11 protein-coding genes and 1 pseudogene are annotated in these 13,456 nt (G+C 69.8%); 3 read left to right on the forward strand and 9 right to left on the reverse strand.

What is annotated here, in order from left to right:
- Positions 1–104 precede the first annotated feature (104 nt).
- Positions 105–2,138 (reverse strand): thioredoxin domain-containing protein, encoded by a 2,034-nt coding sequence (locus tag ACWGDB_RS11550; RefSeq protein WP_453822243.1) that lies wholly within the window; start codon positions 2,136–2,138, stop codon positions 105–107.
- Between the two features lie 307 nt (positions 2,139–2,445).
- Between ACWGDB_RS11550 and ACWGDB_RS11555 the strand changes: the two genes are divergently transcribed.
- Positions 2,446–5,646, forward strand: coding sequence for a tetratricopeptide repeat protein (locus ACWGDB_RS11555; RefSeq protein WP_453822244.1), 3,201 nt, complete (start codon positions 2,446–2,448; stop codon positions 5,644–5,646).
- A 71-nt stretch (positions 5,647–5,717) separates the two neighbouring features.
- Here ACWGDB_RS11555 and ACWGDB_RS11560 read toward each other — a convergent pair whose 3' ends face one another.
- Together ACWGDB_RS11560 and mca are read right to left on the reverse strand one after the other, a co-directional pair.
- On the reverse strand, positions 5,718–5,978 hold the full coding sequence (locus ACWGDB_RS11560) for a hypothetical protein (protein WP_328879634.1): 261 nt from the start codon (positions 5,976–5,978) through the stop codon (positions 5,718–5,720).
- Positions 5,971–6,831, reverse strand: coding sequence for a mycothiol conjugate amidase Mca (mca, locus tag ACWGDB_RS11565; RefSeq protein ID WP_453822397.1), 861 nt, complete (start codon positions 6,829–6,831; stop codon positions 5,971–5,973). Before mca ends, ACWGDB_RS11560 begins: the two co-directional genes overlap by 8 nt.
- A 169-nt stretch (positions 6,832–7,000) precedes the next feature.
- Here mca and ACWGDB_RS11570 point away from each other — a divergent pair, with 169 nt between their 5' ends.
- Together ACWGDB_RS11570 and greA are read left to right on the forward strand one after the other, a co-directional pair.
- On the forward strand, positions 7,001–7,399 hold the full coding sequence (locus ACWGDB_RS11570) for a DUF4307 domain-containing protein (RefSeq protein WP_453822245.1): 399 nt from the start codon (positions 7,001–7,003) through the stop codon (positions 7,397–7,399).
- Positions 7,400–7,610: 211 nt separating this feature from the next.
- Positions 7,611–8,111 (forward strand): transcription elongation factor GreA, encoded by a 501-nt coding sequence (greA, locus tag ACWGDB_RS11575; RefSeq protein ID WP_383603603.1) that lies wholly within the window; start codon positions 7,611–7,613, stop codon positions 8,109–8,111.
- A gap of 77 nt (positions 8,112–8,188) precedes the next feature.
- On the opposite strand, the pseudogene ACWGDB_RS11580 reads toward greA, so the two are convergent.
- The 6 genes and pseudogenes from ACWGDB_RS11580 to ilvA all read right to left on the reverse strand — a co-directional run.
- A pseudogene (locus ACWGDB_RS11580) lies at positions 8,189–8,308 on the reverse strand (ABC transporter permease); the annotation flags it as partial.
- A 79-nt stretch (positions 8,309–8,387) separates the two neighbouring features.
- Positions 8,388–8,795, reverse strand: a complete 408-nt coding sequence (locus ACWGDB_RS11585; RefSeq protein ID WP_453822246.1) for a Fic family protein — start codon at positions 8,793–8,795, stop codon at positions 8,388–8,390.
- A gap of 247 nt (positions 8,796–9,042) precedes the next feature.
- Entirely contained in the window at positions 9,043–9,801 is a 759-nt protein-coding gene (locus tag ACWGDB_RS11590) for a hypothetical protein (RefSeq protein ID WP_453822247.1), read from the reverse strand.
- A gap of 160 nt (positions 9,802–9,961) precedes the next feature.
- A complete protein-coding gene (locus ACWGDB_RS11595) occupies positions 9,962–10,762 on the reverse strand; it encodes an ABC transporter permease (protein ID WP_453822248.1) in 801 nt (266 codons plus the stop codon).
- Positions 10,763–10,955: 193 nt separating this feature from the next.
- Positions 10,956–11,933, reverse strand: coding sequence for an ATP-binding cassette domain-containing protein (locus tag ACWGDB_RS11600; RefSeq protein ID WP_453822249.1), 978 nt, complete (start codon positions 11,931–11,933; stop codon positions 10,956–10,958).
- 208 nt (positions 11,934–12,141) lie between these two features.
- Complete coding sequence (gene ilvA, locus ACWGDB_RS11605; protein WP_453822250.1) at positions 12,142–13,371, reverse strand: threonine ammonia-lyase; 1,230 nt, start codon at positions 13,369–13,371, stop codon at positions 12,142–12,144.
- Between the last annotated feature and the right edge of the window lie 85 nt (positions 13,372–13,456).

Here is a 13,456-nt window from a genome sequence, read left to right on the forward strand (position 1 = left end):
AAGTCCGCAGGCCGTTTTGATGAAGAGCGCATTTCCTCACAACGAGCCCCGAGAGTGAGTAATTCGAACACTGGCTGCGTAAGTGCTCCGATTTGGCTGCCGTTTCAACTGCTCAGCGCGGTACGCAAGCGGTCGGGATCGGTGGTCGGGGCATCGCAGGTGAAGTTGCGGCAGACGTACGCGGCGGGTTCACCCTGCTGCAGCGGCCGGTCAACAAGGAGCGGAAACTCGTCACTCTCCGGAGTGCCCACGGCCACGACCGCGCCCGGGGCCGTGCCCAGGAGTGCCGTACGGTGCAGCGTCCTTGTGCCCTCGTCGTACAGGGACGGGCCGACCACCGCGACTTCACGCGGACCGTCGAGGTTGGCCTCGGCGACGGCCAGCCCCCAGCCGATGAAGCGGGGGACGCGCGGGCCGAGGGCCTTGACGACGCCCAGCGCCTTCACGGCAGCGGCGCGATGCGGCTCCGCACCGGTCTGCGCGGCGTAGCTCAGCAGGGCACCGGCCGCCGCGCTCCAGCCGGACGGGGCGGCGTTGTCGGTGGGGTCCTGGGGTCGGCGGATCAGCTGCTCGGCATCGGCGGCGGTGTCGTAGAGGGCGCCGGACTCCGCGTCGGTGAAGCGCGCGAGCACGTGGTCGAGCAGGAACCCGGCGAAGTCCAGCCAGACGCCCTCGCCGGTGACCGAGGCGAGCGCGAGGAAGCCCTCGGCGACGTCGCCGTAGTCCTCCAGCACACCCGCGTTGGCGCCGGCCTTGCCGTCCTTGCTGGTGCGGGAGAGGCGGGCGTGGTCGTCCAGGTGCAGCCGTACGAGGAGGTCGGCGGCGCCGACGGCGGCCTCCACGAGGTCGGGGCGGTCGAAGTAGGCGCCGGTCTCGGCGAGGGCTGCCACGGCGAGACCGTTCCAGGCGGCGACGATCTTGTCGTCCCGGCCCGGGGCGGGACGCTCGGCCCGCACGGCGAGCAGCCGCTCCTTCACGGAGGCGACCTTCTCGGCGTCGAACACCCCGTCCTGCTGCGGAAGCTGCAGGACGGAGGAACCGTGCTCGAAGGTGCCCTCTTCCGTCACACCGAAGTACCGGACGGCGAGTTCGGCGTCGTCGTCCCCGAGGACGTCGCGCAGCTGCTGCGGCGTCCACACGTAGTACGCGCCCTCGACGTGCTTGCCGGTCCCGTCGTCGCTGTCGGCGTCGAGCGCGGAGGCGAACCCGCCCTCGTTGGTGCGCAGTTCACGCACCATGAAGTCGGCGGTTTCGAGGGCCACCCGGCGGGCGAGCTCGGAGCCGGTGGCGCGCCAGAGGTGGGCGTAGACGCGGCACAGCAGCGCGTTGTCGTACAGCATCTTCTCGAAGTGCGGCACCACCCAGTCCCGGTCGACGGAGTACCGTGCGAAGCCACCGCCGAGTTGGTCGTAGATCCCGCCCCGGGCCATCCGCTCGCAGGTGTCCTGGGCCATCTGCAGCGCGCCGTCGGCCCCCGTCCGCGCGTGGTGCCGCAGCAGGAACTCGACGACCATGGACGGCGGGAACTTGGGCGCGCCCCCGAATCCGCCGCGCTGCGGGTCGTACTCCCGGGTGAGCCCGAGCAGCGCCTGCGCCAGCTCCTGCTCGCCGGGTGCCTCGGTCCCGCCGTAGGAGATCTCCCGCTCGGCGAGATCCCGGGTGATCTTCCCCGCGACATCGGCGACCTCGTCCCGCCGGTCCGCCCAGGCACTGCGCACACCCTCCAGGACCTGCCGGAAGGACGGCATCCCCTGCCGGGGGGCGGGCGGGAAGTAGGTACCGAAGTAGAAGGGCTCGGCGTCGGGCGTGAGGAAGACCGTCATGGGCCAGCCGCCGTGGCCGGTGGCGGCCTGGACGGCCTCCATGTAGACGGCGTCGACGTCGGGGCGTTCTTCGCGGTCTACCTTGATGTTGACGTAGTGGGCATTGAGGTAGTCGGCGGTCTCCTGGTCCTCGAACGACTCGTGAGCCATCACGTGGCACCAGTGACAGCTGCTATAGCCGACGCTGAGCAGCACGGGCACATTCCGCTTCCGCGCCTCCTCGAAGGCCTCGCCGGACCAGGGCCACCAGTCGACGGGGTTGTCGGCGTGCTGAAGGAGGTACGGGGACGTCTCGTGCGCCAGTCGGTTCGGCATGAGGTCCATCCTGCCGCAGTACCCCTTCCGTCATGCGTCAGGCATCCACCAGACGTGACCTCGAGCTTTCCCGTCCCCTGAATAGGTGCGGCCGGCACGCGGAGCGGAACGTTGGCGTCGGTGTCGAGGCTCTCGGTGCACTCGGCGGCTGTAGGGGCGGCGTCGAAGGCGGACCGTATGACTGCACCGGACTGCGCCAATTCATCGACCCCACAGGATGATCGAAGTCCGCTCGCCCCCTCGCCCCGATGCTCGGTGGGCAGCACACTTGACCAAGAACGCCGTTGCCGCCGGAGGGGGACGTGACATGCGGGACGCCCATCGCACCGAGGCCGAGCGGCTGTTGGCTCGGGCCGTGGAGGAGGAGGTGCGGCGCTCGGGCGGGCGCGTCGAGGGGCAGGTGCTGTTGTCGCGGGCGCGTGGGGCGCTGGACGCCATGGCGCAGGTGGCGGCCGAGGAGTACGAGGCGTATACGCGCGCGCTGGACGAGGCGGAGGCCGGCCGGCTGACGTTCGGGCAGCGGTTCGCGCGGGAGGGCGGCGGTACGCCGCTGATGGTGGCCGGCGTGGCCGCGGTCGCGGCCGTGGTGTCCGACCTGGCCCTGGGCACCGGCACGGTGACGGCCGTCGGCGCGGGCGTCACCGTGGGCGTCGTCGGCGCCGCGGCGACGGTCGTGAAGGTGGCCGGCACGCATCTGCCCGCCGCACACCAGCGCGCGGGCGCCGTCGGCCAGCCAGGCGGCCCGGAACAGCTGCGGCTGCAGTGGCTGACGGCGCTGGAGGTACGGGGCATCCGCCCGTACCTCGACCAGCAGCGGGTGCTGAGCGCGTCCACCGGCCCGAAGAAGTCGGTGCCGCGGCTGAAGGGCACGGACAAGAGCGCGGCGGCCCGCGGCCGGAACGTGCTGGAGCAGTCGTTCGGTCAACTCCCCGAGCCGATGGGTCCGTTCGCGGGCCGCCGGCAGGAGATGGCCCGTATCCGGCAGTGGGTGCAGGCGGCGCGGGCGAGTACGGAGACGAAGCCGACGGTGGTCGTCCTGCACGGGGCGCCCGGCAGCGGCCGTACGGCACTGGCGATCCGCGCGGCCCACGATCTGAAGGACCAGTTCCGCGGGGCGTGCGTGGTGGATCTGCGTGGTGACACGACGGAGGAGGCGCCGCTGTCGACGCGAGACGCGCTGCTGCATCTGCTGAACCGTCTGGGCGCGCCACGCGAGCAGCTTCTCTTCCGTGAGCGGTCCTCGGCGGACCAGCAGGTCAAGCGGCTGAGCGAGCTCTACCACCAGCATCTGACCGGCCTCCCGGTCACCGTCGTGCTGGACGACGCCTCGGACCCGGAGCAGGTCCGCACCCTCGTCCCCGAGCGCTCCGACAGTCTGGTCCTGGTCACCGCGCGGGAGGCTCTCGACCTGCCCGCGGATCTCGCGGCGTGGGTGCACCAGCTGCCGGTGGAGTCGTTGGACGCGGCGGGCGCGGAGGAGCTGCTGTCCGCGGCGGCGCAGGATTCCTCGGGCCCCTACGACGCCGAATCCGCCGACCTGGTCCGGCAGTTGTGCGGCGGGCTGCCCCTCGCGCTGCGCATCGCCGGCTCGTCGCTGGGGCCGCGCTCACCGCGCACGCTGGCGACCGATCTGGGCGCGTACGGTCCGGTGGCGCCGATCGAGCGGGTGCTGTGGCTGCGCTACACCGACCAGGCGGAGCCGGCGAGACGGCTGCTGCGCAGGCTGGCGCTGGCGGGCCGGGCATCCCTGGGCGCGGCTGCGGCGGCATCGCTCCTGGCCACGGACGAGGCGGAGGCGACACGCCATCTGGTGGCCCTGTCCGAGTCGGGCCTGATCGACCACGTCCGCGGCAACCGCTACCGCCTGCACGACCTGGTCCGCGACTTCGCCCACGCCCGCCTTCTCGACGAGGAGGAGCCGTCGGAGCGTACGGCGGCGCAGGAGCGGCTGATCGTGAACTACGCCGACCTCGCGGAATCCGTTCTGCGCCTGGTCGACGGCAACATGTCGACCCGCTCGGACCGCTTCAGCCCGCACGGATTCACCTCGCTGGACGACGCGCTGCGCTGGCTGGACGACGAGTCGAGCTTCATCACGGCGGCCCTCAGGCACGCGGAGGACGCGAACCAGGCTGCCGTGCTCAATCTGCTGGGCGCCCTGTGCGACTACTGCCTGCTGCGGGGCGACCTCTACCGCCTCGGCGAGATCAGCGAGTTGGCGCAGGCCGTGGACCAGGGCCTGCTGGTCCGCTCGGTGCAGTGGCGTACGGGTATCGCGGCTCGTCAGCTCGGTGAGCTGGACAAGGCCCGCACGACGCTGACCTCGGTGGTCGACCTCTATATGCAGGCCCACCACGACGCGGGCGCGGCCCGCGCCCTGTGCTCCCTCGGTATCACCCTGCACCACCAGGGCCACCTCACCGAGGCGGCGGCCAAACTCCGCGAGGCCCTGGACCTGCAGTCGGCGCCCCAGCTGGCGACCGACCGTGCCTGGACGATGCACGCGCTGGCGGCGGTCGAACGGGACCGGGGGCGCGTGTCGGAGGCCCTGGACCTGCTCACCGATTCCCTGGTCCTGCACCGCGCCGGCGAGTCGGTGCACGGCGAGGCGTGGGCCCACTTCCAGCTCGGCCAGCTGGGCCTGCGCATGGGCGACGTACCGCGCGCGGAGTCCGAGCTGCGCCAGGCCCTCGATCTGTACGGCCGTACGCGCGACGCCCGTGGGGAGGCCTGGGCGCTGACCCAGCTGGCCCGCGCCCGTCTGGTCGCCGGGGATCCCTCCCAGGCGGTGGACGGACTGCGCCAGGCGGCGGCCCGGCATCGCGACAACGAGGACGCGCGAGGTGACGCGTGGTCCGTCTACTACCTGGGCCAGGCCTTGGAGGAGACGGGCAACCTGGATGTCGCGGTACGCGAGCTGGAGCGCTCCCGCACGATGTTCTCGCGCATGCAGGACGTCTACGGTCTCGCCTGCGCGCGGCACCATTCGGCCCGTGTGACCCGGGACCAGCGGGCCGCCCAGACCGGCTCGCTGAAGAACTCCGGCTTCGCCCGCCAGCTCCTGGTGGACGCCCGTGCCAACTTCCAGCGCATCGGGGTCGCCCACGGGGAGGCGTGGACCTGCCTGGAGCTGGCGGTGGTGGATGCCGGGAACACCCGTACGCAGCAGGCGCTGGCCCTGTGCGACGACGCGGTGGGCCTGTTCGCCTCGTACGGCGACCGGCGGGGCGAGGACTGGGCCCGTTTCCTGCGCTGCACGCTCCTGCCGTATGCGGCTCCGGGCGGTGTGGAGGTCGGCGCGGCGGTGGCGCAGGAGGAACTGGCCCGGCTGACCCGCGCCGGCCATCCCCTCCGGGACGCGAAGCTGGACGGCTACCTGGAGGCGTACCGGCTCCTGCTGGAGCGGGGCGTGGACCTGGAGGCGGGATGGCAGGCATGGCGGCTCGGCATGGTGCCGAACCGCCATGCCCGGGAGGTCATGGGGGTGGCGGTCGCAGCCCGGCAGTGACGCGGATGCCGCGGGTCCGCCGGCCCGGCGGCAGGGCCCTCAGGAGCCGGGCCCGCCGGCCCTGAAAGGCGTCAGCCCTGCCGCGGCTTGGCCGGGCCGGTGGCCTCGGCGTCCTCGGCGGAGCCCTCCGTCTTCGCGGCCGGGGACTCCGCGAAGTCGACCTTGCTCATGTGGCGGTTCATCGACTTCATCAGGGCCCACACCGCCAGTGCCATCACCGCGAAGACGATGAAGCCGAGGACGCCGGGGGTCACCTTGTCCTCGTCCACCTCCTTGGCGAGGGTGGCGAGCTGTGTCATTGCCAGGCTTGCGCTTGCGCTCATGTCAGGCATTGTCGCGGATGCCCGCAAAGAGGTCGTCCTCGGGGAGGGAGGTATCGACGAGGGACTTCGCCAGCTCGTACTCCTCGGTCGGCCAGACCTCCCTCTGGAGCTCCAGCGGGATCCGGAACCAGCCGCCGTCGGGGTCGATCTGGGTGGCGTGCGCGATCAGGGCCTTGTCGCGGATCTCATAGAAGTCGCCGCACGGGACGTGCGTGGTGAGCGTGCGCTGCTTCATGCCGAACTCGTCCCAGCGCTTGAGCCAGTCGCCGTAGGGGGACTCCAGGCCGCGGTCGAGCATGGCCTGGTGCAGCGCCTCGGTGCGGGGACGGTTGAAGCCCTGGTTGTAGTAGAGCTTCTGCGGCTGGTACGCCGGGCCGTACTCGCCCTCCGGGTACTTCTCGGTGTCCGCCGCGCCCTCGAAGGCCACCATCGAGATCTTGTGGGTCATGATGTGGTCGGGGTGCGGGTAGCCGCCGTTCTCGTCGTAGGTGGTGATCACCTGGGGACGGAAGGAGCGGATCTGCTTCACCAGCTCACCGGCCGCCTTGTCGACGTCCTCGAGGGCGAAGCAGCCGTCGGGGAGCGGGGGCAGCGGGTCGCCCTCGGGCAGACCGGAGTCGACGAAACCGAGCCATTCCTGCTTGACCCCGAGGATCTCGCGGGCCTCGTCCATCTCCTTCTTGCGTACCTCGTGGATGTGCTCCTCGATGTACTTGTCGCCCTGGAGCTTCGGATTGAGGATGGAGCCGCGCTCCCCGCCCGTGCAGGTCACGACCAGCACGTCCACCCCCTCGGACACGTACTTCGCCATGGTGGCCGCGCCCTTGCTCGACTCGTCGTCGGGGTGGGCGTGCACGGCCATCAGTCGCAACTGGTCAGTCAAGACTCAATCCTCATAAGTCGGCGCCCCGGGGTGAACCGGTGCGATCGGCGGCTTCTATAGTGACCGAATCGGGGGGCGGATAATTCCGGGGTACGGCCCTGAGAACCCCTTTCGGGACATCCGTCCCGCCCCGGCCGAGAGGACGATCATGAGTACGGCGAGCACGCGGCGGCCCGAGAGCCGCTACGGCCGCTCCTCGGACGAGCGCGCCGACCGCACGCTCAAGGTCGTCGGCGCCGCCCTCGGGGCGGTACTGCTGGCGGTGATCGGCTACTTCGGCTATCACCACGTCGGCCAGAACAAGATCAGCGCCGAGGTGATCGAGTTCGACGCCGGGAAGAACGGTGTGAAGGTGCATCTGGAGGTCCGCAAGGACGCCGGCGCCTCCGGCTACTGCACGCTGCGTTCCCAGGCGGAGAGTGGCGCCGAGGTGGGCCGGGCCGACTTCCGCTTCGACGGCGACGCGACCCGGATCGACAAGGTCGTCACGCTCCGTACGACGTCCCCGGGAACGACGGCCGAGCTGCTCGGCTGCCACGCTGACTGACCGGGCAGTCCGGAACCGACCGACCCTGGCCGACACCGACCGGCTTTGTCCGGAATACGTGTGCGCTGACCTGCGTTGACGTGATTCTGATGGCTTATGTCCTCCCCCTTCGGCCGTTGAATTGTTAGGCTCGTGGTTTCGCCCATCCATGAAGGAACATCCTTCTGGGTAGGGCGATGCTTTGTATTCCCAGTACCTACGAGGAGCACCTGTGACCCAGACCAGCGAGAACGTCACCTGGCTGACCCAGGAGGCGTACAACCAGCTCAAGGCCGAGCTGGAGCACCTGTCTGGTCCTGCGCGCACGGAGATCGCCGCCAAGATCGCGGCCGCGCGCGAGGAGGGCGACCTGCGCGAGAACGGCGGGTACCACGCGGCCAAGGAGGAGCAGGGCAAGCAGGAGCTCCGTGTGCGCCAGCTGACCCAGCTCCTGGAGAACGCCAAGGTCGGCGAGGCGCCGGCGTCGGCGGACGGTGCGGTGGCGCCCGGCATGGTCGTCACGATCGCCTTCGACGGTGACGAGGACGACACGATGACCTTCCTGCTCGCCTCGCGCGAGTACGCGAGCTCGGACATCGAGACGTACTCCCCGCAGTCCCCGCTGGGCTCCGGCGTGATCGGCCACAAGGTCGGCGAGGACGCGGACTACGAACTGCCGAACGGCAAGACCGCTTCGGTGAAGATCCTGAAGGCCGAGCCCTACAGCGGCTGACCCGGGCCGTGCGGCGGTTGCCGCGGCCGGCATCCCCTTTTACGAGCCCCCGGCGCCCTCCGGCGCCGGGGGCTTCGTCATGCCGTCGCCGAGCGGTACTTCCGAACCGCCAGGGTGCGGAAGACGACGATGATCAGGACCGAGTAGATCGGCGAGGCCCACACCGGGTGCCGCATGGGCCAGGCGTCCGACGGTGAGACCAGGTGAAGGCGTACCCGAGCAGGAGCAGCAGTCCGAAGCCCCCAGCACCCGCACGGCGTTGGTGCGGCGCCTGAATCAAGTGAACCTGAGGGGGACGTTGCGCTCTCCGTGCCGGGGGCTGGTTGCCCGGTGATGGGTCGAGCGGATGAGGACGGACATCAGAACAGCCAGGTCTGCCGCGCCGGCGGCGTCGTCCGCGTAGCGCGTGGTCTGCAAGGGGCCGGTCTGATCCAGTCGCACTCCCTCCAGCTCCAGGACGTAGGCGAGGGTGAGCATGGCCAGGCGGGCGTTGCCGTCCGGGAAGGGGTGAAAGAAGGCCACGTCCAGGTAGGCCCTGGCCGCGCGGGACGCCAGGGGGACTCGCAGGTCGGCGCTGTCGCGCAGGCAGCGCTCAAAGTCCCGTCGGGTGTGCGGCGTAAGTGCGTAGCGCTCCCGGCCGCCCTTGGCGAAGGCATCGCCTTGCCGGAACTGAACCTCAGGCATGCCAAGGACAAGCCGCTGCCATTCAGTCAGGAGTACGCAGGTGAGGGGGCGCCTACGGGAAGCATCCGCGCGCGACTGAGCCAGCGCCGCGCGCAATCGGTGGCCTCGTGCAGGGTCCGAGGAACGGCCTCCCGCACCGCACCAGGTGGTGAAGCCGTCCGCGGACGCCTTGACCGGGGCCGGCGTCTCACCGACCGCGGACGTCCAGTCGATCTGGTTCCTGACCTGGACCCACGCAGCCAAGGCGTCAGCGGTCACGGTGAGGCTGCTCTCCGGTCAGGCCTACGGCGAGATCCTCCCCCACCGCGTCGACCAGGATCCGCGACGGCTCCGTCCAGCTCTTGAACCGTCCGCCGATCGCCGTGTCGACCGCCTCCTTCGCGCCTTCCGGCTCCACGCCCGTGGAGGAGAGAAACCACGTCAGCACCGTGCGACAGAGCCCGTACCAGCCGCATTCGGCATCCGTGCGATCCACGACCACCGTCACCAGGCGGGTAGCCGCCCGTTCCAGATGCCAGCTGCGATCCTCGGCATCCGCCCCGGCGGGCGGAGCCAGCTGCTCGAACCGCTCGGCCAGCTCCTCCAGCCAGTCGCGCCACTCCAGCAGCGAGGCGACCACGTTGGCGGCCGTCGCTGCGGGCTCGCCCACGGAATGAGAGGTGCAGCACCAGCTGGTGACGACGCCGCCACCCCCGCCCTCGCCGACCGCCCAATGCCATCCGCAGGCCCATCGGCCGTATCTGGCTGCCAGAAGCGTCGTGACCTCGGTGGTGAAGCGATGTCTCTCTCCCCATTCCGCATCGGCAGGAGGCACCATCGAGGCGATCACTGTGGCGATCTGAGATGCCTCCTGTTCGTCCCAGTCGAAGGCAATGCGGTCGGGATCGACGGCAGACCACGGCAACCAGGCCGGAGCGAGCTCGTCATTGATGGCCGTGGTGTTCCTCCAGAACCGGTCAGGGCAGGACAACTGAGCGATCGTGCCAAAGGACTGCAGCCTTGTCACACCAGTTTCCGGCGCCGCCGATCTACTACCGCTGAATGACCCAGGCACATTCGGGAGGCCCCTCCATTTTGGAGGGGCCTCCCTGCTGTTCGCTCTCTCTGCTCAGAGCTGTATGCCAGCCGCAGCCAAGTCGACCTTTACGAACGAAGCCTGGAAGCTGTCAGCCCGTCGCCCGGCGATACTTCCGGACCGCGAGCGTGCGGAAGGCCAGGATGATCAGGACCGACCAGATCAGCGAAGCCCACACGGGGTGTTGCATAGGCCAGGCATCGGGCGTCTTGAAGCCCGGGGGAAGGTTGCCGAACAGCTCGCGACACGCCTGCACGGTGGCGCTGAACGGGTTCCACTCCGCGATGTGCCGCAGGAACGTGGGCATCTGGTTCGCGTCCACGAAGGCATTCGAGATGAAGGTCAGCGGAAACAGCCAGATCAGACCGCCCGAGGTCGCTGCTTCAGGAGTGCGGACGGACAGTCCGATGAGGGCCCCGATCCACGAGAACGCGTAACCGAGAAGCAGGAGCAGCCCGAAGCCGGCGAGTACCTTGCCGAAGTTCTCGTGCGTGCGCCAGCCGACGATCACGGCGACGACCGCCAGGACGACGAGGGTGAGCGCGGTCTGCACCAGGTCGGCGAAGGTGCGCCCGGTCAGCACCGCACCACGTGCCATCGGCAGGGAGCGGAAGCGGTCGATGAGCCCCTTGTGCATGTCGTCGGCGATGCCCGCACCTGCGCCCGCCGTAGCGAACGTGACCGTTTGGGCGAAGATGCCGGCCATCAAGAATTCACGGTAGGCCTGGGTGGAGTTGGACGATCCAACCTGAATCGAACCACCGAACACGTAGGTGAACAGCACTACGAACATGATTGGCTGGATCAGCCCAAAAATAATCATCTCGGGAATCCGGCCCATACGGATCAAATTCCTACGTGCGATGACCGCGGAGTCGTTGATGGCGCTCACTTCACCTGCTCCTTCACGACGTGGCTCCGCCGGTCTCGGATGCCTGGCGAGACGGATCCTGGCCGATACGTGCGAACAAGATTCGGGATCCGGGACATCCGGATCGGATTGCGTTTCGCGACGACGACCGAGTCCCGCACGGACTGGCTGACCGGGTTGGTCGCCGGTGCGACTCGCACGGCGTCGAGAGCACTCATTTGGCGGCCTCCTTGCCGTTCTCCTCGTCCTTCGCCTCGGCCAGGTGTCCTGTCAGGGACAGGAAGACGTCGTCGAGGGTCGGGCGGCGCAGCCCGATGTCGTCGATCTCGATGCCCCGGGTGTCGAGCTCACGGATGACCTCGGCGAGGAGCTTGGCGCCTCCGGTCACGGGGACGGTGAGCTTGCGCATGTGGTCCTCGACCGTCGTGTCGCCCTTGCCGAAGCCGCGCAGCACCTCGGATGCGGCCTGGATCTCGTCGCGCTCGTGCACCACCAGTTCGACGCGCTCGCCGCCGGTGCGGGCCTTGAGCTGGTCGGAGGTGCCGGTGGCGATGACATGGCCGTGGTCGACGACCGCGATCTCGTGCGCGAGGTGGTCGGCCTCTTCGAGGTACTGGGTGGTCAGCAGCAGTGTCGTACCGCCCGAGACCAGGCGCTTTATGACCTCCCACAGCATCTGGCGGTTGCGTGGGTCGAGGCCGGTCGTCGGCTCGTCCATGAACATCACGGGCGGCGAGACCACCAGGGCGGCCGCCAGGTCGAGACGGCGCCGCATGCCGCCGGAGTAGGTCTTCGTGGGACGGTCGGCGGCGTCGGCGAGGTCGAACTGCTCCAGCAGCTCGCCCGCGCGGGCCTTCGCCGCCTTGGCCCTCATCTGGTAGAGCTGGCCGACCATCTGCAGGTTCTCGCGGCCGGTGAGGTACTCGTCCACCGCAGCGAACTGTCCGGACAGCCCGATGGAACGGCGCACGGCGTCGGGGTTCTTGAGGACGTCGATGCCCGCGACGACCGCCGAGCCGCTGTCGGGGCGCAGCAGGGTCGTCAGACAGCGGACGGCCGTCGTCTTGCCCGCGCCGTTCGGCCCGAGCAGGCCCAGGACCGTGCCCTCGGGAACATCGAGGTCGACGCCGTCCAGAGCCCTTACGTCACCGAAGGTCTTCACCAGGCCTTCGGCATAGATGGCGCCTGGCATATGAATCTCCACGTCTTCGGGGAAACTTCGGAAAGCCTAGGTTTTGGCACTGTTCGTTCCGCGCCATGACTCGGCGCTGTGGCGTACATACGAGACACACCATAACGCGATGTATCGCGTCTCTCAATGGGATTACCCGAACGAGTGACAAAGTGACTCCGACCTGCGCTTTCGCCCGCCGGGGCCTCGGCCGACGACCGCTCGCGTCTCAGCCGATGACCGTGTAGCCCGCCTCGCGCAGGGCTTGGCCGACCTCGGCGCAGTGCGTGCGGCCCTTCGTCTCCAGGTGCAGCTCGACCTCCGCCTCCGTGAGCCCGAGCCGTGGGTCGGTCCGTACGTGACTCACATCGAGGACGTTAGCGTCCACCACTGACAACACACCCAAAAGCGTGGCGAGCGCGCCCGGCCGGTCCGTCAGCCGCAGCCGTACGGCGAGGTAGCGGCCCTGCGCGGCCATGCCGTGCCGCAGGACCCGCTGCAGCAGCACCGGGTCGACGTTGCCTCCGGACAGCACCGCGACGACCGGGCCCTCGAAGGCGCCGGGGTCGCTCAGCAGCGCCGCGACGGGGCTCGCGCCGGCCGGCTCGACGACCAGCTTGGCCCGCTCCAGGCACAGCAGCAGGCCGGTGGCCAGCTCGTCCTCGCTGACCGTGCGGACCTCGTCCACCAGGTCGCCGATGATGCGGAACGGCACGTCACCGGGCCTGCCGACCCTGATCCCGTCCGCCATCGTCACCGGGTTGTCGACCGCGACCGGGTGCCCGGCCGCCAGCGAGGGCGGGTACGCCGCCGCGCCGGCCGCCTGCACGCCCACGATCCGCACGTCGGGGCGCAGCGACTTCACCGCCATCGCGATACCCGCCGCGAGCCCGCCCCCGCCGATGCCGACGACGATCGTCCGCACCTCCGGGCACTGCTCGAGGATCTCCAGGCCGACCGTGCCCTGGCCCGCGATGATGTCGGGGTGGTCGAAGGGATGGATGAACACCGCGCCCGTCTCGGCGGCGTACTCCTGCGCCGCGGCGAGCGTCTCGTCGACCACCTGGCCGTGCAGGCGCACCTCGGCGCCGTAGTCCTGGGTGGCGCTGATCTTGGGCAGCGGGGCGCCCTTCGGCATGAACACCGTCGAGCGCACGCCGAGCAGCGACGACGCGAGGGCGACGCCCTGCGCGTGGTTGCCGGCGCTCGCGGCCACGACCCCCGCCGCCCGCTCCTCCGGGAGCAGCCCGGCGATCCGGACGTAGCCGCCGCGCAGCTTGAACGATCCCGTCCGCTGGAGGTTCTCGCATTTGAGGTGCACCGGCGCGCCCACCAGCTGGGACAGGTGCCTGCTGCCCTCCATCGCCGTCACGCGCGCCACGCCGGACAGCATCTTCTGGGCCCCGCGCACGTCGTCGAGTGTGACGGGAGGCAAGGAGTCAGCCGTGCTGTAGCTCATGACCCAAGTCTCGCAGTTCACAGGCGCAAGGCCCTGGTGTGACCAAGCACCGAGATGGGTTTGCGCAGCGCCGGTACACCCCGCG

Source organism: Streptomyces sp. NPDC055013, assembly GCF_053608645.1.